Origin of the sequence: Mesorhizobium sp. J428 (assembly GCF_024699925.1) — a bacterium.
GTDB lineage: Bacteria > Pseudomonadota > Alphaproteobacteria > Rhizobiales > Rhizobiaceae > Mesorhizobium_A.
The window spans coordinates 438,682-459,918 of sequence record NZ_JAJOMX010000001.1; the positions used below are offsets into that span (position 1 = coordinate 438,682).

Sequence of the window (21,237 nt, forward strand, 5' to 3'; positions counted from 1 at the left end):
AGCAACACCACGACCTTCCGAGACATGAACATCGATGGCCAACGGCTTCGCCGCCCCCCTCACCCGGCCTCCGCTTCGCTCGGCCACCCTCTCCCCAAGGGGAGAGGAAATGGCGATGCGCCGCGCGACCTCTTCTCCCCTCGGGGAGAAGGTGGCCGCGAAGCGGCCGGATGAGGGGGGCGGCCGGCCCGGCGTTGGCCGCAGGATTCGGTTACTTCAGAGGCGATTGACCCCATGATCATCGTGACAGGCGGGGCCGGCATGATCGGCTCCAACATCGTGGCCGCGCTCAACGCGGAGGGGCGGGACGACATTCTCGTCGTCGACGACCTGACCGACGGCCGCAAGATCGCCAACCTCGCCGACCTTTCGATCGCCGATTATCTCGACAAAGACGATTTCCTTACTCGGCTGGAAGCGGGCGAATTCGGCACCGTCGACGCCGTCTTCCACCAGGGAGCGTGCTCGACCACGACCGAGTGGAACGGCAAGTTCATGATGGAGGTGAACTACGCCTATTCGAAGCGGCTGCTGCATGCCTGCCTCGGCGCGAAGATTCCCTTCCTCTACGCCTCGTCCGCCTCCGTCTACGGCGGCGGCTCTGTGTTCCGCGAGGAGCTCGACTTCGAGCGGCCGCTCAACGTCTATGCCTGGTCGAAGAAGCTGTTCGACGACTATGTCCGCCGCAACGTGCTGGGGCGCGAGACCTCGCAGGTCGCCGGCCTGCGCTATTTCAACGTCTACGGCCCGCGCGAGGACCACAAGGGCACCATGGCCTCCGTCGCCTTCCACCTGTTCAATCAGGTCTCGCGCGGCGAGAACCCGAAGCTGTTCGGCGCCTATGATGGCTTCGGCCCGGGCGAGCAGAGCCGAGACTTCATCCATGTCGGCGACGTCGCCGACGTCAATCTCTGGCTCTGGAAGACCGGCGCCAGCGGCATCTTCAACTGCGGCACCGGCCGCGCCCAGCCGTTCCGAACCATCGCCGAGACTGTGATCGACCAGTTGCAGCAGGGCGAGATCGAGTTCATCGAGTTCCCCGATCATTTGAAGGGCCGCTACCAGAGTTTCACCGAGGCTGATATGAGCCGCCTCAGGGCCGCCGGCTACAACGGCTCCTTCCGCACCGTCGAACAGGGCGTCAAAGACTACATCGCATGGCTGAAAGCCCGTCCATCCTCGTGATCGGCCCCCGCTGGGTGGGCGACATGGTGATGGCGCAGTGCCTGTTCTCTGCGCTGCGCGAGCTTCATCCGGACGCCGCGATCGACGTGATCGCGCCTGCCTGGGCCGCCCCTCTGGTCGAGCGCATGCCGGAGATCCGCGCCCGCATCGACGCTCCCTTCTCGCGCAAAAGGCTGGAGCTCGGCGCCCGCTTCCGCCTCGGCCGCGCGCTCAAGGACCGCTACGGCGAAGCCTATGTGATGCAGGGAAGCTGGAAGTCGGCGCTGGTGCCCTTCTTCGCCGGCATCCCGAAGCGCGTCGGCCACCGCCGCGAGATGCGCTACGGCCTGATTAACCGCATCATTCCGCTCCCCGCCGAGCTCAAGCGCAAAACCGCGCGCGCCTTCCACACGCTCGCCGGCGGCGGCCAGTTCCGTGCACCGAAGCTGACCGTCGATATGGAAAACCAGCGCGTTCTGCTCGAACGCCACGGCCTTGCCAAGGGCGGCTTCGTGGCGCTGATGCCCGGCGCCGAGTTCGGCCCTGCCAAGCGCTGGCCGAGCGCCGCCTATGCCGGCCTCGCCCGCGCGCTCATGCAGCGCGGGCTGAAGGTGGTGCTGTTCGGCTCGAAGAACGACCAGCCCGTGACCTCCGAGATCGCGGGCCTCGCCCCCGGCGCGATCGACCTCGCCGGCCAGACGACGCTCACCGACGTCATCGACCTGATCGCCGCCGCGAAAGTCTCGGTCTCGAACGACAGCGGCCTGATGCATGTGGCCGCCGCCGTCGGCACGCCGATCGTCGGCGTCTACGGCTCGACCTCGCCGGAAAACACCCCGCCGCTGGCGGAACAGCGCGAACTGGTCTGGCTCGGCCTCGACTGCTCGCCCTGCCATCAGAAGGAATGCCCGCTCGGACACCTGAACTGCCTCAACACGCTGGAGGTGGGCCGCGTGCTCGCCTCGGTCGAGCGGTTGCTATGAAGATGCTGCCGTGAGGGTGCTCATCGTCAAGACGTCGTCGATGGGCGACGTGATCCACACCTTCCCGGCGGTGGAGGATGCGCTCGCCGCGCGGCCCGACATCGAGTTCGGCTGGTGCGTCGAGGAGGCCTTCGCCGGCATCGTCGCGCTCCATCCGAAAATCCGCCCCATCCACCGGGTTGCTCTCCGCCGCTGGCGCAAGAACCTCTTCTCTCTCGCCACCTGGAGAGAGATGCGCGCCTTCCGACGGGAACTGAGAGCCGCGCGCTACGACCTCGTCCTGGACGCCCAAGGCCTGCTTAAATCCGCATTCGCCGCACGTCAGGCGCGATCGCCCGTCTGGGGCCTCGACCGCGCGAGCGCCCGCGAACCGGTCGCCTCCCTTTTCTACGCCAGGGGCTTCGCCGTCCCCAACGGCCTGCACGCCATCGAGCGCACCCGTCGCCTGTTCGGCCAGGCGCTCGGCTATGCGCCGGACCTGACGAAGCTCGGCTCTGGCATCGTGCCGCCCGCATCCGGCTACATCGCGCCGCCCGGCACCCGAACCGCCTTCCTGCTCCACGGCGCCAGCCGCGACGACAAGAAGTGGAGCATCGTCGAATGGCAGGCCGTCGCAACCGCCTGCCTTGCCCGCGGCCTTACCCCGCTCGTCACCTGGTCGAACGACGCCGAACGGCAGGTTGCCTATTCGATCGCGGCCGTCCCGGGCGTCACCATCATCCCGAAATCGCCACTTCCCGAAATTGCCGGCGCGCTCGGCCGCTCGGCGCTCGCCATCGGCGTCGACACTGGCCTCACCCACCTCGCCGCCGCCTTCGGCGTGCCGACGGTTGCGGTCTTCCTGTCGACTGAGCCCGGCCTCACCGGCCCGCGCGGCGCCTATGCGTCGTCGCTGGCAGCCGAACCGGGCAAGCCGGTCCGGGCACAGGATGCAATGGACGAAGCGGAAAAGCTGATGGCCGCGCGCGGGCGCGGCCTCGCCGGCTGAGGATCAGCCGAAACGCAGGTCGACGATCTCGTAGCCGCGCGCGCCGCCGGGTGCGTTGACCTCGATCGTGTCGCCGACTTCCTTGCCGATCAGCGCGCGCGCGATCGGCGAGGAGATCGAGATGCGGCCCGACTTCACATCGGCTTCCATGTCGCCGACGATCTGGTAGGTCTTCTTCTCCTCGGTGTCCTCGTCGACCACGTCGACCGTGGCGCCGAACTTCACCTTGTCGCCCGACAGCTTCGACACGTCGATCACGTCGGCGCGCGCGATCAGGTCCTCGAGCTCGCTGATGCGACCCTCGTTGAGGCTCTGCGATTCTTTCGCGGCGTGGTATTCGGCATTCTCGGACAGGTCGCCATGCGAGCGCGCCTCGGCGATCGCCTCGATGATGCGCGGACGCTCCTCCTGCTGACGCCACCGCAGCTCTTCCTTGATGGCTGCGAAGCCGGAGCCGGTCATCGGGACCTTGATCATTTCCTGCCCTTCCTTCCACTCCCCGTGCGGCGACACCCAACGGCGCCCCGTCCCGCGCGGGCAAAAAGAAAACGGTCCGCGAGCCTTCGCTAACGGGACCGCCGAACCTGTCTGCCGATCAATATAGCTGCTTCGCGGCGATTTTCACGAAAAAAATGCTGACGTAGCGGTGGCTACCCTGCCAGAATCCGCGGAATTTCAGCGGATTCGACCGGTATTTCGACCGGAGGCAACGGTTTGCGCTGCTCCAGCCGGTCGAGGATGGCGGCGCGTGCCGCATCCGCGTCGGCAAGGTCGGCGACGGCAAACGGCGTCCCACCCGCCAGATCGACCACCAGCGTCGAGCTTCCCGCCAGCTTCCCGCCCAGCCGGCGCCGCACCCTTATCCCCCGGATCACCGAATAGGGGACGACATATTGCCCGGTGCGCGGAAAACCCGGGTGCAGCAGAAGCGTGTGCGGCATGACGTCGATCCGCGCCGTCGCGCGCCGCAGCACCGCATAGGCGATCAGAAAAGGCAGGGACAGGCATAGCGCCAGGATGCAGAGCCGGGCCAGCGCGCCGTCGCCCCGCCCGGCGACCAGCAGAGCCATAAGCGGCAGCCCGTAGAGCGCCGTCACGACGAGGATCGGCAAGACGAGACTGCGGACGGACGCGGTGAACGAGCCGCTGCCGGTATGCTCGGCATTGTCGTTGGCGCCCCTCATGATCCCCCCGAATCACGATCACCCGCTTGTGACCGCAACTATAGGCGCTTTTTCGCATTGCCGAAGGGGAAGTGCTTGCGCAAACGCCGCAAGGCCCCATGTCAGACCCTCGATCGACGGAAAAACGACAGGAGATGAACCGATGCGGCAGGCTTCCACGCTCTCCATCGCCCTTACTGCGTCCACGATGCTCGCGGCATGGCCGGCGCTCGCCCAGGACTATGCGACCGAAAAGGTCGGCGTCGTCGCCGCGGTGGTGGCCGAGGGCCTCGATCATCCCTGGGGGCTGGATTTCCTGCCCGACGACACGGTGATCGTCACAGAGCGTTCGGGCGCCATGCGGCTGGTCGGCGCCGACGGCGTGATATCGGACCCGATCGAGGGCGTGCCGGAGGTGTCGGCCAGCGGCCAGGGCGGGCTGCTCGATGTGGCCGCCGCGCGCGACTTTGCGCAGTCGAACCGGATCTTCTTTACCTTCTCGGAGCCCGGAAGCGGCGGCGCCGGCACGGCGATCGCCAGCGCGACCCTCGTCCGCGACGGCGCGCAAGCCCGGCTGGACGACGTGAAGGTGCTGTTCTCGATGGAGAAGAAGACCGGCCGCGGCCAGCATTTCGGCTCGCGCATCGTGCTGCATCCGGACGGCACCGTCTTCTTCACCACCGGCGACCGCGGCCAGGGCCCGCGCGCGCAGGACATGTCGGACGCGGCGGGCGCGGTGCTGCGCATCAATGCCGACGGTTCGGTGCCGGCCGACAACCCCTATGCCGACGGCAGGAACGGCGCCCTGCCGCAGATCTGGTCCAAGGGCCATCGCAACCCGCAGGGCTTCACGATTGATGGCGACGGCCGGCTCTGGACCGTCGAGCACGGCGCGAAGGGGGGGCGACGAGGTCAACACGCCGGAAGCCGGGAAGAATTACGGCTGGCCGGAGATCAGCTACGGCGTGAACTATGACGGTTCGCCGTTCCCGGCCTCGGAAGGCTCCGGCTTCGAGCAGCCGGTCCACTACTGGGACCCCTCGATCGCGCCGTCGGGCCTCGTCGTCTATGACGGCGCGATGTTCCCCGAATGGCAGGGCGACCTGATCGCCGGCTCGCTGAAGTTCGGCCTCGTCTCGCGCCTCGACCGCGACGCCAGCGGCGCCATCGCCGGGGAGGAGCGCCTGTTCGAAGGCGAATTCGGCCGCATCCGCGACATCAACCAAGCCCCCGACGGCTCGCTCTGGCTGCTGACGGACGAGGCGAACGGCAAGATCGTGCGGATCGGACGGGGCGAGTAGCCTGCGGCGGAGGGCTGCCCCACTAAGGCCACCCTCACTAATGCGTCATCCCGGAAGCCGGCAGGCTGTCCGGGATCCATTCCTCTCTCCGGTTACACGCAACAAGACGCCAACTTGCGTAGGCCAATCGATCCCGGCCGACCTCCGGTCGCCGGGATGACGGTCAGTGTGTTGCCCCTCACCCGCCGACCGCGGCGATCTGCTTCTCCAGCGCCGCATATTCGGCGCAGCCCTTGCCGCAGCGCTTCTCGATCTCGGAGAGCTGGTTCTTCGCCGCGGCGATGTCACCGAGCGTCAGATAGGCCTCGCCGAGATATTCGCGTGCCAGGGTGAAGTCCGGATTGATGGTCAGCGCCTCCTGGTAGTAGCCGAGGCCGACATCAATGCGGCCGGACTTCCGGTGCGAGAAGCCGAGCATGTTCAGCACACGCGGGTCGTTCTTGTCGGACACCAGCCCGAGCATCTGGATCGCCTCGCCATATTTGCCGGCATAGGCGAGCGCGCGGCCGGTCTCGAACAGGCTGTCGTCGTCCACGGCCCCCTGCTTGGCGGGCACGCATTTCTTCTCGGTCTTGTCGTAGACCTCGCCCGACTTGCAGGTCGGCGTCTGGTCGGAACCGCCGCTGCCGCTGTCGCCACCGGCTGCGAAGGCCGGCAGGGCGAACGGCAGGGAGAAAGCGAGAACGGCTGCTGAAAGCGTCAGGCGGATGGACATGGCTTCTCCTCCGGAACAGGACATTGCATCCGAAACCATCAACGATCGAGGTGTTGGGTTTCTTCCCGGCCAGAATAGCGCAACGCCGATTTTCCGCCACCGGCCGCCGCGATCAACTTCCGTTGCCGCCTCTCACAGGTCGAGGATCATGCAAGTCTCGCTGCCATGCGCGATCAGGCGGCCCTTCTGGTCGAACAACTTGCCCTCGCTGGTGGCGAGCCGCGCGCCCTGATGGGTGGTGGTCGCCTCGCAGCGCACCTCGCCGGAGTCCGCCAGCAGCGGCCGGACATAGTTCACGGTCATCGACGTCGTCGTGTAGAGCTGACCGGGCTTCAGCGCCGAATGCACCGCACAGCCCATCGCGCTGTCGAGGATGGTGGCGATCCAGCCGCCATGCACGGTGCCCATCGGATTGAGGAAGGCGCGGTCAGGCGTGCCGGTGAAGACGATCCGCCCCGGCGCGACCTCCGCGAGGTCGATCCTGGTCGTCGGCGCGAACGGCGGCACCGGCAGTTCGCCGGCCAGCATCATCGCCAGTACTTCGTGCCCGGCAAGCCCCGCCAGCCGCTCGCGCGGCAGCGGCTGCGGCATCTGGACGGCGGCCTGTGCGCTCATCGGATCATCCCTTTGTTGTATATACACATAATGGATTGCGGATCGGCGTCGCGATACCCCGCCCTACGCCGCCGGCCTGACCGCGCGCGCCGCCCGGCGCAGGGAACGGAAGTCCTCGCGGATCATGTCGCTCTGTTCGCGCTTGAGCTGCGCCTGCAGCGCGTCCTGCGCCTGCTGCCAGAGCGGCAGTGCCGCGGCGATCCGCTCCTCGCCTGCGGCGGTCAGGCTGTGGATGACGCGCCGCCCTTCGCCTGCCTCGGCGCGGACGAGACCCGCAGCCGTGAGCCGGTCGAGGTTGCGCGCCAGCGTCGAGCGCTCGACGCCCACCATCTCCGCCAGCTCGGAGGCCGAGCCCGCCTGGGCGCTGGCGATGGTGCAGAGGATGGAGAACTGGGTCACCTCGATGCCGACCGGCGCCAGGAAGGCGTTGTAGGTGCGGGTGAGCAGGTTGGCGGTGCGGCGGACCGCGCGGCCGAAGCACGAGCCGCCGATTTCCAGCAGCTTCTGACGGTCGACCCTTGTGCCTTCTCCGCTCATGATTGTGTATCTACAACATGAACGGAGCCTTGCCAAGTCCAATGCCGCGTCAGGCCTTGAAGATGAACGTCGCCCCCACCGCGATCAGCGCGAAGCCGATCGCATGGTTCCAGGTCAGCGCCTCCTTCAGGTAGAGTACCGAGAAGCCGGCGAAGACGAGGAGCGTGATCACCTCCTGCATCGTTTTCAGTTCCGCCGCCGAATAGACCTGGTGGCCGATGCGGTTGGCAGGCACCGCGAGCCAGTATTCGAAGAAGGCGATGCCCCACGAGGCCGTCACCGCCATCCACAGCGGCGAGCCGGTGAACTTGAGGTGCCCGTGCACCAGGCGAAGGTCATGAAGACGTTGGAGGCGACGAGAAGCAGGACCGGCAGGACGTAGGGAGAGACCAGCATCGACATTCGGAGGAAACCTTGTGGGGGGAAGAGCGCGAGATGTCGTGCAGCGGTCGGTGACTGTCAATCGCCGGGGTCTTGCATCCGCGCAAAATCGGCTATGGTCGCGCGAGGAGGCCTGCGATGCGGCGCATAAGCGACAAGGACTGGGACCTGGCTCTCTCGCCGGACACGATCCGCGAGTTGATCCTCAAGGCGCGCGCGGTCAGCGCCGGCATGAACGCCGACTACGAGGACGGCGCCGAGCACGAGGTCGAACTCGACGATCGCGGCCACGACACCCACCACCACGACGGCCTCGCCGAAGAGGAGATCGAGGACCTGACCGCCCGCGAACTGCGCGCCGCGATCCGCGAGCTGAACGAGGACGAGGCGGCCGAGCTCGTCGCGCTGATGTGGATCGGCCGCGGCGACTTCGAGCCCGCCGAATTCAAGCTGGCCGTCGAGGAAGCCAAGGGCCGCGCCGACATCAAACCCTGGCGCTACCTCCTCGACCGCCCCCTGCTCGGCGAATGGCTGGAGGACGGCCTGCAGGCGATCGGGGCGTAGGTGTGCCTGACTATTCGTTCTTCAAAGGCAGCCGGTACGGCGTTGGGATCATAGAGCGCGACGGCGCGACCTACCTTCGGAATCTTCTGCGGGACGAGCCGAACGGGGAGACGATTGCGGAATCCCTCCTTGCCCGGATTGATCGAAATGAGCCCGTTGACGTTCCGGCAGAGTTCTTCGCCGCTGGCATCGGCTGGCCGCAGATGATCAAGACCCTGCGAACGATCTACGGGGTCTCCATTCCGCAGGCGCAGGACATGGCTCTACGACACGCCGGCTGGCTGCGCTGGGTCAAAGTCCGCTGCGCAACGGATCGATCCTGCATGAAACAGGCGCACTTTGCGGCGCTGAACGGGTCGCTTCCGGGCTGGCTTACGCTCGAGAACGGCAAGCCGACCTTTATCCGATAGCCGCTGCATCCCCTGGCCTGCCGGCCAGACGAGGGTCCATTGGCAGGGCGGATACCTCGGACGCACCACCGCCCCGTCGCTTTTCTCACACACCATGCCGGAACGGCCGGCTCCTCCGCTCGCCGCGCAGCGCTAGTCTGTCCCAATCAAGGGGCGGCCATGCAGGTGTTCGACTTCATCATCGTCGGTTCGGGATCGGCAGGCTCGGTCGTCGCCGAGCGGCTGTCGGCCAGCGGGCGGTTCAGCGTGCTGGTGCTGGAGGCCGGCGGCACCGACCGGCGCTTCTACGTGCAGATGCCGCTCGGCTACGGCAAGACCTTCTTCGATCCGGCGGTGAACTGGAACTACAAGGCCGAGCCCGACCCGGGGCTGGCGGGTGCCGCCGACCACTGGCCGCGTGGAAAACTCCTCGGCGGGTCGAGCTCGATCAATGCGATGGTCTGGATCCGCGGCGCGCGCGAGGACTTCGACGACTGGCGCGACGCCGGCAATCCCGGCTGGGGCTATGACGACCTTTTGCCCGCCTTCAAGGCGATCGAGGACAACGAGGCCGGCGCCGACAAGTGGCGCGGCACCGGCGGCCCGGTCCACGTCACCGACATGAGCCCGGCCGTCCATCCACTCACCCACCGCTACATCGAGGCAGGCAGGCAGGCCGGCCTGCCCTTCAATCCGGATTTCAACGGTGCCGCCCAGGAAGGCGTGGGCATCTACCAGATCACCACCAAGGGCGGCCGGCGCATGTCCGCGGCCCGCGCGTTCCTGCGCCCGGCGATGAAACGCGGCAATGTCCGCGTCGAGACCAGCGCGCTCGCCACCCGCATCCTGTTCGAGGGCGCTCGCGCCGTCGGCATCGAGTACGAGCAGAACGGACGCAAGCAACAGGCCCGCGCCGGCCGCGAGGTCATCCTCTCCGCCGGCTCGGTCAATTCCCCGCAGCTGCTGCAGCTCTCGGGCGTCGGCCCCGGCCCGCTGCTCCAGTCGCTCGGCATCCCGGTGATACGCGCCAACGCCAATGTCGGCGCCAACCTGCAGGACCATGTCGGCATCAACTACACGTTCAGGGCCAAGGTGCCGACGCTGAACTCGATCCTGCGGCCGTGGTGGGGCAAGGGCCTGGTCGGCGCGCGCTATCTGTTGACGGGCAGCGGCCCGCTGTCGCTGTCGATCAACAATGGCGGCGGCTTCTTCCGCACCGACCCGGCCCGCACGCGGCCGAACATGCAGCTCTATTTCCAGGCCTTTTCGACCGTCATCCCCCGCGCCGGCGAACGCCCCATCCTCGCACCCGACCCGTGGCCCGGCTTCTCCATCGGCCTCTCCAATGCGCGGCCCTCCTCGCGCGGCGAGATCATGATCCGCTCGGCCGACCCGCGCGACTATCCTAGGATCGTCGCCAACGCCTATTCGACCGACGACGACGTCGCCGAGATGCTGGCGGCGGTGAAGTTCGTGCGGACAATCGCCACGCAGCCGGCCATCGCCGAAGTGATCGCCGAGGAAGTCCTGCCCGGCCCGTCGGTTCAGTCGGACGCCGACCTGACCGACGATTTCCGCAAGCGTTCCGGCACGGTCTACCACCCCTGCTCCACCTGCCGCATGGGCCCGGACCCGGCCACTTCGGTGGTCGACCCCCGCCTGCGCGTCCACGGCATCTCAGGCCTGCGCGTCATCGACGCCTCGATCTTCCCCGGCAACATCACCGGCAACACCAATGCCGCGTCGATCATGACGGGGTGGAAGGGCGCGGGGATGGTGCTGGAGGATCAGGGATAATTGTAGAGCAGCAAGATGGAACCGCCCCCTCACCTGGCCGAGCGAAGCGGAGGCCGGGTGAGGGGGAGCGCCGCCAGAAGAGAGGAACAGCCATGAAACTCACCGACGTCAAAACCTGGGTTGTCGGCAACCCTCCCCCGGCATCGGCGGCAAGTATTTCATCTTCGTCCGCCTCACCACCAACAGCGGCGTCACCGGCTATGGCGAGGCCTACAACGCCACCTTCGGCCCGCATGTCACCGCGCGGATGATCGAGGACATGGCCGAGCGCTATTTCATCGGCCAGGACCCGCACGACATCGAGCTGTTCTTCCGCCGCTGCTATTCCTCCGGCTTCACCCAGCGGCCCGACGTCTCCGGCATGGGCTGCTTCTCGGCGCTGGAGATGGCCTGCTGGGACATCATCGGCAAGGAGGCCAACAAGCCGGTCTACAAGCTGCTCGGCGGCCAGGTGCACGAGACACTGCGCTCCTACACCTACCTCTACCCGCATTCCGGCAGCGTGCACTCAGAGGATGCGGTCGGCAAAAACGTCTACAACGACCCCGACATGGCGGCGGAATGCGCGCTCGAATATGTCGAGCAGGGCTTCACCGCGGTGAAATTCGATCCCGCCGGCCCCTACACCGCCTTCGATGGCCACCAGCCGCGCCTGGTCGACATCGACCTCTCCGCCCGTATGGTCAAGGCGGTGCGCGAGGCGGTCGGCACCCGCGCCGACATCCTCTTCGGCACGCACGGCCAGTTTACCGCCTCCGGCGCGTTGCGGCTGGCCAAGGCGATCGAGCCCTACGACCCGCTCTGGTTCGAGGAGCCGGTGCCGCCCGACATGCCCGAAGTGATGGCGCAGGTTGCCCGCGGCACCTCGATCCCGATCGCCACCGGCGAGCGGCTCACCACGCGCTTCGAGTTCGCCCGCGTCATCGAAAACCGCGCCGCGACCATCCTCCAGCCCGACCTCGGCCGCTCCGGCGGCATCCTCGAGACCAAGAAGATCGCCGCCATGGCCGAGGCGTATCACATCCAGGTCGCGCCGCACTGCTATTGCGGCCCGATCGTCGGCGCGGCCAACATCCAGCTCGCCGTCACGCTGCCCAACTTCCTCATCCTCGAATCGCTGAAGCAATGGGACGGCTTCCACGCCACGCTCCTGAAGAAGAAGATCGAGTGGCAGGACGGCAACGTCATCCCGTCAAGGGAGCCTGGGCTCGGCGTCGAACTGAACGAGGCCGTCTGCGAGGCGCACCCCTATGACGGCCCGCACCTCCACCTGCAGATGATGCAGACGCCGCTGATGCCATGAGATACGCCTTCGTCGGTCTCGGCCATCTCGGCGGCCACCTCGCCGCCAGCCTCCTGCGCAACGGTTTCGACGTAACGGTCTTCGACCGCGGCCCGGAGGCGGTGGCGCGGCTGGTCGCTCTCGGCGCGACGGCAGCGACAAGCCCCGCCGACGCGGCGCGCCGGGCCGGCAACGCCATCACCTGCCTGCCCTCGCCCAAGGTGAGCGAGGCGGTGCTCGCCGGGCCGGAGGGTCTGCTGGACGGACTCCCCGCCGGCGGCACCTGGATCGAGATGTCGACGAACGGCCGCGAGGAGATCCTGCGGCTGGCGAAACTGGCCGAAGCGAAGGGCGTGCATACGCTCGAATGTCCGGTCACCGGCGGCGTCCATCTCGCCGCCGCCGGCAAGATCACCGCGCTGGTCGGCGGCGATGCCGGTCTCTACGAACGGCACCGCGCGGCGATCGAGGCGATGTGCGCGAGATCTTTCCTGATGGGGCCGGTCGGTTCCGCGGCCGTCATCAAGGTCATCACCAACATGCTGGCCTTCATCCATTTGGTCGCCGCCGGCGAGGCGCTGATGCTGGCAAAGCAGGGCGGGCTCGACCTCGCCCAGGCCTATCACGCCATCTGCGCCTCGTCCGGCACCAGCTTCGTCCACGAAACCGAGAGCCAGCTCATCCTGAACGGCAGCTACGACATCGCCTTCACGATGGATCTCGCGCTCAAGGATCTGGGGTTTGCAACCGGCATGGGACGCGAGTTCGGCGTCCCGCTCGAACTAGCATCGAAGGTTGAGGATATCTTCCGCGACGGGAAGGCCGCCTTCGGCGGCGATGCGTGGTCGACCAAGATCGTGAAGTTGCTCGAGGACAAGGTCGGCACAGATCTGCGCGCGCCGGGCTTCCCTGCAAGACTTGTGTAGCTTTTCCAATCGCTTGTGCCGACAGCCGGAATCACCCCGGCAGCGATTTGATTCACTGCGTGAGAAGCGGGGATTGATGTTTTCCCGTTTCGTCCACCGCGCCGTCCGGCACAGCCACGTTACGCGGGCAGGTGAATCGTCTATCCTGCATCGATCGCAAGAGGACGCCCGCCCATGACCCTCATCCAGAAACTCGGCATCGCCTATGCCGTGATGTTTTTCGCCGTCGTCGGCCTGAACTACCTGCCCTTCATCCACGACGAAAACGGCATGATGTTCGGTCTGTTCTCGCTGCAATGGTACGACGACCTGCTGCACGGCTTCTCGGGCCTGTGGGTGCTGATCGCCGCCATCGTCTCGCACCGCGCGGCCGTGCTGTTCTTCAAGATCTTCGGCTCGATCTACCTGTTCGACGGCATTCTCGGCCTGGTCACCGGCTCGGGCTGCCTCGACGGCGGCATCTTCATCGACGGCTTCCGCTCCTTCTCCGACGTCGAGTTCCCCACCCGCTTCTTCGCCAACCTGCCGCATCTCCTGATCGGCGGCATCGCGGTCTATATCGGCTTCGTGCTCGCCAGCCGCGTGTCGCAGAAGCTCGCGGCGGCCTGAGCCTCCATGCTGCGCATTCTCTGGCGCGTCGTCCGCGCGGTCCTCATCCTGCTTGCGGTGATCGTGGCGATCCCCTTGCTCGGCCTCGCCTATGGCTGGCTCTCGACCGACGCGCCGCAGCGCGACTCGATCGTCACCCGCTCGCCCGAGGTCGCGGCGGTGTCGCAGCGCCTCGCCACCGAGATCGCCGGCTACAAGCGGCCGGAGGAATCCACCTTCCTCACCTATCCCGAATGGTCGATCGTCTATTCGGCGCGCGAATATGCCGACTTCGTCCAAGACCACAATCCGGCGGACTTCCCCTACCTCGCCCATGTCGGGCGCTTCTGGAAGGACTACGCCGCGATGATACGCGCCAGCGCGGACTATCCGTTCAACTTCCAGAACCATCTGATGCTGATGGTCATCGGCACCAGCCATACCATCGAGCACATCATCCAGTCCGTCTACGAGAACACGATCGGACGGCTGAGCTGGTCGTTTGGCCACGCGATCGGCGAGGACGCGGTGCTGGCGGGCATCGCGGCCGACTATGCCGATTTCCTCGACCAGACGCCATGGGCCGCTTCCCCTATGCCGAGCGCCGCCGCGAGCTCAACGCCCTACCCGCTGCACCTGGCTGGGCCGCCGTGCGCTCGTGGGAGCGAAAGATCAGCTACGGCTTTGCACTGACGATCAAGCAGGCCTATGCCGACCTGATCGCGTCGGGCCTCTCCGCAACATCCGACCCCGCTTTCCTCGACATCCACGTCTGGGCGCAGGGACCGGTGGCGGAGGCGATCGAGGGCGAGCCGGACACGACGCTGGAGCGCGATCTTGGCGCCGACGGCGCGGTGTTCGTGACCAGGCGCTATCAGGTCTTCACCGACATGATCCCCCGCCTGATCGAACGCGGCGTGAGCTTCGTCGAGATCGGCGGCAACGACGACATCCTGGTGACGGTCCTGTCCAACGAAGACATCGACGCGCCGGACGGGGCCTCGACGCTGTTCTCCTACCAGCTCCCGACCGACCCGACGACGATCCGCACGGGCATGGCGGTCCCTGTCGGCGACCTGCACGAGACGATCCAGGACCTCGTCAACGCCGGCGCCCGGCTGGAGCACGTCTACGACTACTGACGCGGCGCCGAGCTTGGCGCGTATCGACGCGGCGCAATCACCCTCTCACCGTCCCGGCCTGCGGCCGATCCACCTCTCCCCCTGCTCGGGGAAAGGAGACGCCAATCGCCGACGCTGCCACTCCTCGCCCCCTGCAAGGGGGAGAGGTGGATCGGGCGAAGCCCGAGACGGTGAGGGGGGCTGCGGCGCTCCGTCGAAGGCTCCAGAACCAGGACAACCATCCGTTGTCCTTGGAGCAGCATGACCTGTCATGCTAAGCTGCCAACATGAACACGCCCGAGCGCGATTTCCCGAAGGCGGTCCTGACCGCGCCGATGACCGGCGAGGAAATCGACGCCATCCAGGCGGTTGAAGGCCTGCACCTTTCCCCCGCATGAAGGCGCTCTTCGAACAGGCAGAGCGCGAAAGCTGGTCGTCCGAGAAGCGGCGTCGGCGCATTCTCGAAATACTCGGCGTCACATTGTCCTGACGTGCGCTACGGTTCGGGAACAGACCCCTACTGCTATCCCGGCACGACCGTCCTCAAGAACAGAGCCGGAATCCGCGACCGGGATGCCTTGGCCGAGTTCGAGACGACGATGGTTCGCGACCGCATGGAGAGCGGTCCTCCCCCCGGCAAGCTCGACAAGGCCCACGACTATGCCCTTCACCGCCACGTCTTCCAGGACGTCTACGACTGGGCCGGCAAGCCGCGCACCATCCGCATCGGCAAGGGCGGCAACTGGTTCTGCTATCCCGCCTTTATCGAGGGGGAGCTGGACCGCCTGTTCGGCGATCTGAAGAAGAAGAAACACCTCGTCGGCCTGCCGCTCGACGGCTTCGCGCGCGAGGCCGCCCACTTCATCGCCGAGGTCAACGCCATCCACCCCTTTCGCGAGGGCAACGGCCGCACCCAGCTTGCCTTCCTGCGCCTGCTTTGCCTCAATGCCAGCTGGCGCTTCGATGCGTCCGTGCTGGAGCGCGAGCGCGTCATCGGCGCGATGATCGCAAGCTTCGACGGCAAGCCCGACGCGCTGACCGAACTCGTCCGCGACATCGCGTCGCCAGAACCATAAGCCCGGGAGGCACCATGTTCGAAACCACCATCGCCGGAAGCCTGCCGAAACCGTCCTGGCTCGCCGAACCCGAGAAGCTGTGGGCGCCGTGGAAACTCGAAGGTGCGGAGCTCGAGCAGGGCAAGCGAGATGCCGCACTGATCTGGCTGAAGGAGCAGGAGGATGCCGGCATCGACATCGTCACCGAAGGCGAGCAGTTCCGCATCCATTTCGTGCACGGCTTTGTCGAGCATGTCGGCGGCATCGACTGGCAGAAGAAGACCAAGATGGGCATCCGCAACAACCGCTACGTCGTCGACGTGCCGACTGTCACCGGCCCCCTGACGCGCAAGCGCCCCGTTCACAAGGCGGAAGCCGAATTCGCCCGTGCTCATACGAAGCACAAGCTGAAGTTCACCCTGCCCGGCCCGATGACGATCTGCGACACGGTGGCGGACGAGCATTACGGCCGCCGCGCCGACATGGCGATGGCCTTCGCTGACCTGCTCAACGCCGAGGCGAAGGAACTGGAAGCGGCGGGCTGCGACGTGATCCAGTTCGACGAGCCGGCCTTCAACGCCTTCACCGAGGAGGCGGTCGAATGGGGCATCGCGGCGCTGGAGCGTGCCGCGGCGGGCCTGAAATGTAAGACCGCCGTCCACATCTGCTACGGCTACGGCATCAAGGCCAATATCGACTGGAAAGCGACGCTGGGCGGTGAGTGGCGCCAGTACGAAGCCTTCTTCCCCTCGCTCAACGCCAGCCGCATCGACCAGGTCTCGCTCGAATGCGCCAATTCCCGCGTCCCGCCGGACCTGATGGCGCTGTTGAAGGACAAGACGATCCTCGTCGGCGTCATCGACGTGGCCACGAACGAGGTCGAGACGCCGGAACAGGTCGCCGCCACGATCGCGACCGCGCTGAAGTTCGTCGACCCCGAACGCCTGCAGCCCTGCACCAACTGCGGCCTGGCGCCCCTGCCCCGCAACATCGCCGCCGAAAAACTCCGCGCACTCGGCGCCGGCGCAGACCTAGCGCGGAAGCGGCTTTAGCTAGGCGCCAAACAGCCTTCGGTCCCAATAGACCGGCTGGTGGAGGCTCGTTGTAATTGTGGCAAACTCTGGATGAGCGGGATTGATCAGGATATTGCGCTCGATGCGCGCGATCACAGAGGGGACCAGCAATACGAGGCTGCGCCCCTCCAGGCACCACGTCGCCCCGAAGCTTCGACTGACGGTAGGCAACATCTCATCCCAGCCCGGAAGCGAAGGTTCTGATAGAACTTCGTAGCTCGCGCCCCTGGGTATCGTGACCTCGATGTAGTGCTGATTAGGTGGCAACACGCCACTGCCGTGCACGAGCTTTTCGAGCAATGCTGTCGAGAAATGCTCGCTCGTATAAATCACCGGTGTCGGACGAATATTCCAGCGGCCCGGCGCAATCGTCGAACCCGTGGCGTCGAAAATCGGATAGGTTCCCGTCGGATCCCCGATCCGGAACGCCGTCAGCGTCCGGTCGAGACGCTGCGCCATCACGCGGCGGTTCCGTATTTCAAACCTCCCAGGACGTCGATAACCAACTCAGCGCCGAACTCGCTTTGGATGATCAGATCGACGGGCCGTCTATCGCCCAGCATCGCGTGCGGCCGGAAGAGGAATTCGCGTGCGCCTTCTTCTGTTTGCCAGACATCCAATGCGAGCGCCCAAATTCGCGCTATCCGAGCCAGACGCGTCCCCTCGTCAAACGAAAGCCGGCGCGACGCCTTTCGTCGCTCGTAGGTGGCCTTCGGCACGAGACGATACTTGAATTGCGCGTCATATGGGGCGAGCAGTTGTGCGATGCGCTCGACCGAATTGGGAGGCAATCCGTCTTCGATCCTTGAGATCAGAACATAGGGCGACGTAGGCCTCTTGTCCGGCAGACCCAATATCTTTGCGACGCTCTCGACCGACAACATGCCGTCAACCTCATTTGAGACTAAAGATAGCCCCAAATGAGACAGGTATCAAGCAGAAAGAAGCCCTTCCCTCAGCGCGATCGACACCGCGTCGGTGCGGTTGCGGGCCTTGAGCTTGGCGCAGACCGAGGCGACGTGGAACTTGGCCGTGTGCACCGAGATGTCGAGCCTGCGCGCGATCACCTTGTTCGACGCGCCCTCGGCCAGGAGTTCCAGCACCTCGCGCTCGCGCTGGCTGATCGGCGCCTGCGGCTCGAAGGCCGGCGGCGTGTCGGCGCGCCGCTCCGCGCTGTCGGCCTTCCTGATGGTGTAGCCCGCCGCAGCCAGCCGCGTCGCCGCCGCCACGAGATCGGCCGAGGCGTCGTTGGCCAGCACGGCGCGGGCGCTGGAGCCAGCGTCACGCGCGGGGTCCTCGCTCAGCATCACGAGCGCCAGGCCGCTCTGCGAGCGGCGCACGATCCGGCCGGGCGCCGGCGCGCGGAAATAACGGGAGCCGTCGACCGCGGTGACGGCGTCTTCGGCGAGATCTGGGGGTGCGTAGTCGAGAAGCATGGGATGTCCTTCTTCGCGGAGGGCGACCGCGGCAGCGGACGCGAGAGGATCGTAGGCTCCAATGTAGGTCGGATAGCCGGTTATGTAAGGGTGGGGAAGAGGCGGCGCGACAGCGGAGGAGCGAAGCACCAGTCTTGCGCAGCCGGAACGGATGCGAAACTGCCCGTTCGGGCAGGTCGCCCGGGCCTAGAACATCGCCCGCACGGTGCGGTCGAGCAGGTCCCTTCCGCCCGGCTGCCAGCCAAGCGAGCGCAGCAGGGCGCAGTCCATCGCGTTGACCGGCTCGCTGGAGCGCGGCGGCAGCTGATGCGGCGAGCCGGTCGCGGCCTGCACGATCGCCAGAAGGTCATTCCGGTCGAGCAATATGTCCGACACGTTGAGCACGGGCGGCGGCTCCGGCGCGTCGAGTGCCGCGAGAACCGCGGCCGCGACGTCGTCGCCATGCACTTCCGTTGCGCGGCGCGGCTCGACTGGCCAGCCAGTCAAGTAGTCATCGAAGAGATCGGACCATTTGTGCGGCCGCCCTGCCGCGTCAGGCCCGTAGACGCCGGTGACGCGCAGGCTGACGCCGCGAAAGCCGTCGTCCGACATCGCCGCGAGCGCCCGTTCCGCCGCGAGCTTCACCTCGCCGTAGAGCGTGTCCGGATGCGGTTCCATCTGTTCGGTGAGGTTCGCGCCCGGCGGCTGGACGCCGTAGACCGCGCGGCTCGACAGGAACACCGCGCGCTCCACGCCGGCCCGCTTCGCCGCCTGGAACAATGCGACCGATCCATCGAGATTGCGGTGGCGGAAGGTTTTCGGATCGTCGCCCTCCCCGCCCCGGTAGCGGCCCGGCACATGGTCGAAGGCCGCATGGACAAGCCGCGTCACGCCGTCGAAGGCGGCGGACATATCCCTGCCGGGATCGAGGCTGCCCCGCACGAACCCGACCGGCGCGGAGAAGCAGCCCGGCGCCCGCCCCATCACGCGCACATCGTCACCCCGCCGCAGCAGCGCCTCGACGACGAAGCCTCCGACGAAGCCCGTTCCGCCGGTGACGAGGACTGTCATGCGGACCCGGTCGATGGGGCCGCAAGTGAAACCAAGTCCGGTATCCCCCGTCCCTCGAAATACGCCCGCCACAGCTCGATCAGCGGCTTGAGCTTCTCCGCCTTGTCGTGGTCCTCCCACGGCTTCTCGTATTGATAGTGCACCACGCGCACCGAGTTCCAGTCCCACAGACCGGGCAGGTTGAACCAGACGTACTGCAGCATGTTGAACGTCACCGGCAGCCCGTGCCAGTCGGGGAAGAAGGTCTCCAGAAACGTCTGGTCCGTCCGCCGCCAGAACGCCTCCGGCGCATCCAGCCGTTCGAGCATCGCCTCGAACGTCGCCCGCGACGGCCTGGCCACGAACACGCCCGAGTTCAGCCGGTGGAAATCGGCCAGGCTCTCATAGACGTTCGGCGCGGCCGAGAATTCGGGATATCCGAACAGCTTGTCGATCGAACGCAGCGCCAGCGTGTCGGCGTCGAGGAAGACGATGCGCTCGTACTCCTCCATCTGCCACAGCCTCAGCTTGGCGAAATTGTCGAGCAGCGTGTGGAATGCGGGCTTCGTTCCCTTGGTGAAGGGTGCCGCGCCATGCAGCTTCGCCCGCTGATGCCGTTCGTTGAACGCATCGGAGGTCGCCAGCAGCTCGACCGGCACCAGCCGCGCGCCCAGCCGCGCCACCGGCTCCAGCGACTCACCCGCCACGCCGCCCGTGTGCAGCACGAGAATGTCGGCCTCGGTGCCGGTCAGCTTCAGCGAGCGGACGAGCGCCGTCGCGCCCATCGCATAGTCGGCATTGGTGACGAGGGTGGCATAGGCGTAGCGGGTCATGGGCGGCCGCGCCTACCCCACGCTCCTCAACCTCTTCCCTTCCGGATCCCGCTCCAGCGTCGGCGCGATGTCCTTGGTCCAGGCCGACACCGCCGGGATGCGGCTGCGGTCGACCCGGTAGGCGAACTTCTTCGCCACGTCGACCACTTCGCTCAGCAGCCCTGCCTCCAGCGTGATCGGGTCGAGCCCCAGCGCCAGGAACTGGTCGTTCTTCACCACCAGATCGTTCTCCGCCGCCTCCTTGCGCGGGTTGGGGAGATAGGCCACCCGCCCGCCGCCGATCCGCGCCACCATTTCCGCGAGGTCGCGCACCCGGTGCGTCTCGGTCATCTGGTTAAAGATCTTCACCCGCTCGCCGCGCTTCGGCGCGTTCTTCAGCGCCAGCTCGATGCAACGCACCGAATCCTGGATGTGGATAAACGCCCGCGTCTGCCCGCCCGTGCCATGCACCGTCAGCGGATAGCCGATCGCCGCCTGGATCAGGAACCGGTTCAGCACCGTGCCGTAGTCGCCGTCATAGTCGAACCGGTTGACGAGCTGCGCATGCCTGCGCGTCTGGTCGGTATGCGTGCCCCAGACGATGCCCTGGTGCAGGTCGGTGATCCGCACCCCGTCGTTCTTGGCGTAGAACTGGAACAAGAGCTGATCCAGGCACTTGGTCATGTGGTAGATCGAGCCGGGATTGGCCGGGTAGAGGATGTCCTGCTTCACCGTCTCGCCGGCCATCGTGTCGATGCCGACCGGCAGGTAGCCTTCCGGAATAGCCGCGCCCACCGTCGAATAGCCGTAGACGCCCATCGTGCCCAGATGCACCAGATGCGCGTCGAGCCCGGTCTCCACCAGCGCGTTGAGCAGGTTGTGCGTGGCGTTGACGTTGTTGTTGACCGTGTAGTTCTTGTGCCGGTCGCTCTTCATCGAATAGGGCGCGGCGCGCTGCTCGGCGAAATGAATCACCGCATCCGGCCGGTTCTCCGCCAGCCACTGCTTCAGGATCTCGTAGTCGCCGGCGAGGTCGATCAGGTGGAAATGGATGCGCCGCCCCGTCTCCTGGTGCCAGATGCGGGTGCGCTCCTGGATCGAATCCATCGGCGTCAGCGACTGCACGCCGAGCTCGGTGTCGATCCAGCGCCGCGAGAGATTGTCGAGGATGTGGATGTCGTGTCCGGCAGCGGACAGGTGAAGCGAGGTGGGCCAGCCGACGAAACCGTCGCCACCGAGGACCGCAATTTTCATCGAATCGTCCCTCTCTAGCAATCCATGCCGGTTAGCAGCGGAATGTGACAAAAAGTATGTCGGC

Annotated in this window: 25 protein-coding genes and 2 pseudogenes; 15 read left to right on the forward strand and 12 right to left on the reverse strand. The window is 66.4% G+C overall.

Annotation, left to right across the window (positions count from 1 at the left end; all coding sequences use genetic code 11):
* The first annotated feature begins 234 nt into the window (after positions 1 to 234).
* The 3 genes from rfaD to waaC are packed head-to-tail and all read left to right on the forward strand — an operon-like array spanning position 235 to position 3,135.
* Positions 235 to 1,185 (forward strand): ADP-glyceromanno-heptose 6-epimerase, encoded by a 951-nt coding sequence (rfaD, locus tag LRS09_RS02240; protein WP_257803995.1) that lies wholly within the window; start codon positions 235 to 237, stop codon positions 1,183 to 1,185.
* Positions 1,158 to 2,147, forward strand: a complete 990-nt coding sequence (gene waaF, locus LRS09_RS02245) for a lipopolysaccharide heptosyltransferase II (RefSeq protein ID WP_257803996.1) — start codon at positions 1,158 to 1,160, stop codon at positions 2,145 to 2,147. Before rfaD ends, waaF begins: the two co-directional genes overlap by 28 nt.
* A gap of 10 nt (positions 2,148 to 2,157) precedes the next feature.
* Positions 2,158 to 3,135 carry a lipopolysaccharide heptosyltransferase I gene (gene waaC / locus LRS09_RS02250; RefSeq protein ID WP_257803998.1) on the forward strand — a complete coding sequence of 326 codons (978 nt, stop codon included), beginning with the start codon at positions 2,158 to 2,160 and terminating at the stop codon, positions 3,133 to 3,135.
* Positions 3,136 to 3,138: 3 nt separating this feature from the next.
* Here the strand turns inward: waaC and greA are convergent, their stop codons facing one another.
* Both greA and LRS09_RS02260 read right to left on the reverse strand, forming a co-directional pair.
* A complete protein-coding gene (greA, locus tag LRS09_RS02255) occupies positions 3,139 to 3,612 on the reverse strand; it encodes a transcription elongation factor GreA (protein WP_085466126.1) in 474 nt (157 codons plus the stop codon).
* A gap of 173 nt (positions 3,613 to 3,785) precedes the next feature.
* On the reverse strand, positions 3,786 to 4,319 hold the full coding sequence (locus tag LRS09_RS02260; protein ID WP_257803999.1) for a PH domain-containing protein: 534 nt from the start codon (positions 4,317 to 4,319) through the stop codon (positions 3,786 to 3,788).
* Between the two features lie 142 nt (positions 4,320 to 4,461).
* On the opposite strand from LRS09_RS02260, the gene LRS09_RS02265 reads away from it, so the two are divergent.
* Positions 4,462 to 5,274 carry a PQQ-dependent sugar dehydrogenase gene (locus LRS09_RS02265; RefSeq protein WP_308240267.1) on the forward strand — a complete coding sequence of 271 codons (813 nt, stop codon included), beginning with the start codon at positions 4,462 to 4,464 and terminating at the stop codon, positions 5,272 to 5,274.
* Complete coding sequence (locus tag LRS09_RS29945; RefSeq protein ID WP_308240268.1) at positions 5,156 to 5,599, forward strand: PQQ-dependent sugar dehydrogenase; 444 nt, start codon at positions 5,156 to 5,158, stop codon at positions 5,597 to 5,599. Before LRS09_RS02265 ends, LRS09_RS29945 begins: the two co-directional genes overlap by 119 nt.
* Before the next feature lie 178 nt (positions 5,600 to 5,777).
* On the opposite strand, the gene LRS09_RS02270 is transcribed toward LRS09_RS29945, so the two are convergent.
* From LRS09_RS02270 to LRS09_RS02285, 4 genes and pseudogenes are all read right to left on the reverse strand, one after another.
* On the reverse strand, positions 5,778 to 6,314 hold the full coding sequence (locus LRS09_RS02270; protein ID WP_257804001.1) for a tetratricopeptide repeat protein: 537 nt from the start codon (positions 6,312 to 6,314) through the stop codon (positions 5,778 to 5,780).
* 132 nt (positions 6,315 to 6,446) lie between these two features.
* Entirely contained in the window at positions 6,447 to 6,929 is a 483-nt protein-coding gene (locus LRS09_RS02275) for a PaaI family thioesterase (RefSeq protein ID WP_257804002.1), read from the reverse strand.
* 63 nt (positions 6,930 to 6,992) lie between these two features.
* Positions 6,993 to 7,466 (reverse strand): MarR family winged helix-turn-helix transcriptional regulator, encoded by a 474-nt coding sequence (locus tag LRS09_RS02280; protein WP_257804003.1) that lies wholly within the window; start codon positions 7,464 to 7,466, stop codon positions 6,993 to 6,995.
* Positions 7,467 to 7,515: 49 nt separating this feature from the next.
* Positions 7,516 to 7,868: pseudogene (locus tag LRS09_RS02285) on the reverse strand (DMT family protein).
* Positions 7,869 to 7,985: 117 nt separating this feature from the next.
* On the opposite strand from LRS09_RS02285, the gene LRS09_RS02290 reads away from it, so the two are divergent.
* From LRS09_RS02290 to LRS09_RS02335, 10 genes and pseudogenes are all read left to right on the forward strand, one after another.
* Complete coding sequence (locus LRS09_RS02290) at positions 7,986 to 8,411, forward strand: DUF3775 domain-containing protein (protein ID WP_257804006.1); 426 nt, start codon at positions 7,986 to 7,988, stop codon at positions 8,409 to 8,411.
* A 2-nt stretch (positions 8,412 to 8,413) separates the two neighbouring features.
* Entirely contained in the window at positions 8,414 to 8,821 is a 408-nt protein-coding gene (locus tag LRS09_RS02295) for a hypothetical protein (RefSeq protein WP_257804007.1), read from the forward strand.
* A 159-nt stretch (positions 8,822 to 8,980) separates the two neighbouring features.
* On the forward strand, positions 8,981 to 10,597 hold the full coding sequence (locus tag LRS09_RS02300) for a GMC family oxidoreductase (protein ID WP_257804008.1): 1,617 nt from the start codon (positions 8,981 to 8,983) through the stop codon (positions 10,595 to 10,597).
* A gap of 92 nt (positions 10,598 to 10,689) precedes the next feature.
* Positions 10,690 to 11,900, forward strand: a pseudogene (locus LRS09_RS02305) (mandelate racemase/muconate lactonizing enzyme family protein).
* On the forward strand, positions 11,897 to 12,805 hold the full coding sequence (locus tag LRS09_RS02310) for an NAD(P)-dependent oxidoreductase (protein ID WP_257804009.1): 909 nt from the start codon (positions 11,897 to 11,899) through the stop codon (positions 12,803 to 12,805). Before LRS09_RS02305 ends, LRS09_RS02310 begins: the two are co-directional and overlap by 4 nt.
* A 174-nt stretch (positions 12,806 to 12,979) precedes the next feature.
* Positions 12,980 to 13,414 carry a hypothetical protein gene (locus tag LRS09_RS02315; protein ID WP_257804010.1) on the forward strand — a complete coding sequence of 145 codons (435 nt, stop codon included), beginning with the start codon at positions 12,980 to 12,982 and terminating at the stop codon, positions 13,412 to 13,414.
* Positions 13,415 to 13,420: 6 nt separating this feature from the next.
* Positions 13,421 to 14,086, forward strand: a complete 666-nt coding sequence (locus tag LRS09_RS02320) for a hypothetical protein (RefSeq protein WP_257804011.1) — start codon at positions 13,421 to 13,423, stop codon at positions 14,084 to 14,086.
* Positions 14,044 to 14,535, forward strand: a complete 492-nt coding sequence (locus tag LRS09_RS02325; RefSeq protein WP_257804013.1) for a hypothetical protein — start codon at positions 14,044 to 14,046, stop codon at positions 14,533 to 14,535. Before LRS09_RS02320 ends, LRS09_RS02325 begins: the two co-directional genes overlap by 43 nt.
* A 470-nt stretch (positions 14,536 to 15,005) precedes the next feature.
* A complete protein-coding gene (locus LRS09_RS02330; RefSeq protein WP_257804015.1) occupies positions 15,006 to 15,590 on the forward strand; it encodes a Fic family protein in 585 nt (194 codons plus the stop codon).
* 14 nt (positions 15,591 to 15,604) lie between these two features.
* A complete protein-coding gene (locus tag LRS09_RS02335) occupies positions 15,605 to 16,621 on the forward strand; it encodes a methionine synthase (protein WP_257804016.1) in 1,017 nt (338 codons plus the stop codon).
* On the opposite strand, the gene LRS09_RS02340 is transcribed toward LRS09_RS02335, so the two are convergent.
* The 6 genes from LRS09_RS02340 to LRS09_RS02365 all read right to left on the reverse strand — a co-directional run bounded on the left by LRS09_RS02340 (position 16,622) and on the right by LRS09_RS02365 (position 21,173).
* A complete protein-coding gene (locus tag LRS09_RS02340) occupies positions 16,622 to 17,104 on the reverse strand; it encodes an RES family NAD+ phosphorylase (protein ID WP_257804017.1) in 483 nt (160 codons plus the stop codon).
* Positions 17,101 to 17,526, reverse strand: a complete 426-nt coding sequence (locus tag LRS09_RS02345; RefSeq protein ID WP_257804018.1) for an antitoxin Xre/MbcA/ParS toxin-binding domain-containing protein — start codon at positions 17,524 to 17,526, stop codon at positions 17,101 to 17,103. Before LRS09_RS02345 ends, LRS09_RS02340 begins: the two co-directional genes overlap by 4 nt.
* A 48-nt stretch (positions 17,527 to 17,574) precedes the next feature.
* Positions 17,575 to 18,078, reverse strand: coding sequence for a LuxR C-terminal-related transcriptional regulator (locus LRS09_RS02350; RefSeq protein WP_257804019.1), 504 nt, complete (start codon positions 18,076 to 18,078; stop codon positions 17,575 to 17,577).
* Positions 18,079 to 18,264: 186 nt separating this feature from the next.
* Positions 18,265 to 19,128, reverse strand: coding sequence for an NAD(P)-dependent oxidoreductase (locus tag LRS09_RS02355; RefSeq protein ID WP_257804020.1), 864 nt, complete (start codon positions 19,126 to 19,128; stop codon positions 18,265 to 18,267).
* Positions 19,125 to 19,940 carry a glycosyltransferase gene (locus LRS09_RS02360; protein WP_257804021.1) on the reverse strand — a complete coding sequence of 272 codons (816 nt, stop codon included), beginning with the start codon at positions 19,938 to 19,940 and terminating at the stop codon, positions 19,125 to 19,127. The genes LRS09_RS02355 and LRS09_RS02360 overlap by 4 nt, the downstream gene beginning before the upstream one ends.
* A 12-nt stretch (positions 19,941 to 19,952) precedes the next feature.
* On the reverse strand, positions 19,953 to 21,173 hold the full coding sequence (locus tag LRS09_RS02365; protein WP_257804023.1) for an NAD-dependent epimerase/dehydratase family protein: 1,221 nt from the start codon (positions 21,171 to 21,173) through the stop codon (positions 19,953 to 19,955).
* Positions 21,174 to 21,237 lie beyond the last annotated feature (64 nt).

What these genes read in the sequence shown, in the direction of transcription:
- rfaD (WP_257803995.1), top strand. Translation starts at nt 235, where the DNA reads ATGATCATCGTGACAGGCGGGGCCGGCATGATCGGCTCCAACATCGTG.
- waaF (WP_257803996.1), top strand. Translation starts at nt 1,158, where the DNA reads ATGGCTGAAAGCCCGTCCATCCTCGTGATCGGCCCCCGCTGGGTGGGC.
- greA (WP_085466126.1), bottom strand. Translation starts at nt 3,612, where the DNA reads ATGATCAAGGTCCCGATGACCGGCTCCGGCTTCGCAGCCATCAAGGAA.
- LRS09_RS02260 (WP_257803999.1), bottom strand. Translation starts at nt 4,319, where the DNA reads ATGAGGGGCGCCAACGACAATGCCGAGCATACCGGCAGCGGCTCGTTC.
- LRS09_RS02265 (WP_308240267.1), top strand. Translation starts at nt 4,462, where the DNA reads ATGCGGCAGGCTTCCACGCTCTCCATCGCCCTTACTGCGTCCACGATG.
- LRS09_RS29945 (WP_308240268.1), top strand. Translation starts at nt 5,156, where the DNA reads ATGGCGACGGCCGGCTCTGGACCGTCGAGCACGGCGCGAAGGGGGGGC.
- LRS09_RS02270 (WP_257804001.1), bottom strand. Translation starts at nt 6,314, where the DNA reads ATGTCCATCCGCCTGACGCTTTCAGCAGCCGTTCTCGCTTTCTCCCTG.
- LRS09_RS02275 (WP_257804002.1), bottom strand. Translation starts at nt 6,929, where the DNA reads ATGAGCGCACAGGCCGCCGTCCAGATGCCGCAGCCGCTGCCGCGCGAG.
- LRS09_RS02280 (WP_257804003.1), bottom strand. Translation starts at nt 7,466, where the DNA reads ATGAGCGGAGAAGGCACAAGGGTCGACCGTCAGAAGCTGCTGGAAATC.
- LRS09_RS02290 (WP_257804006.1), top strand. Translation starts at nt 7,986, where the DNA reads ATGCGGCGCATAAGCGACAAGGACTGGGACCTGGCTCTCTCGCCGGAC.
- LRS09_RS02300 (WP_257804008.1), top strand. Translation starts at nt 8,981, where the DNA reads ATGCAGGTGTTCGACTTCATCATCGTCGGTTCGGGATCGGCAGGCTCG.
- LRS09_RS02310 (WP_257804009.1), top strand. Translation starts at nt 11,897, where the DNA reads ATGAGATACGCCTTCGTCGGTCTCGGCCATCTCGGCGGCCACCTCGCC.
- LRS09_RS02315 (WP_257804010.1), top strand. Translation starts at nt 12,980, where the DNA reads ATGACCCTCATCCAGAAACTCGGCATCGCCTATGCCGTGATGTTTTTC.
- LRS09_RS02320 (WP_257804011.1), top strand. Translation starts at nt 13,421, where the DNA reads ATGCTGCGCATTCTCTGGCGCGTCGTCCGCGCGGTCCTCATCCTGCTT.
- LRS09_RS02335 (WP_257804016.1), top strand. Translation starts at nt 15,605, where the DNA reads ATGTTCGAAACCACCATCGCCGGAAGCCTGCCGAAACCGTCCTGGCTC.
- LRS09_RS02345 (WP_257804018.1), bottom strand. Translation starts at nt 17,526, where the DNA reads ATGTTGTCGGTCGAGAGCGTCGCAAAGATATTGGGTCTGCCGGACAAG.
- LRS09_RS02350 (WP_257804019.1), bottom strand. Translation starts at nt 18,078, where the DNA reads ATGCTTCTCGACTACGCACCCCCAGATCTCGCCGAAGACGCCGTCACC.
- LRS09_RS02355 (WP_257804020.1), bottom strand. Translation starts at nt 19,128, where the DNA reads ATGACAGTCCTCGTCACCGGCGGAACGGGCTTCGTCGGAGGCTTCGTC.
- LRS09_RS02360 (WP_257804021.1), bottom strand. Translation starts at nt 19,940, where the DNA reads ATGACCCGCTACGCCTATGCCACCCTCGTCACCAATGCCGACTATGCG.
- LRS09_RS02365 (WP_257804023.1), bottom strand. Translation starts at nt 21,173, where the DNA reads ATGAAAATTGCGGTCCTCGGTGGCGACGGTTTCGTCGGCTGGCCCACC.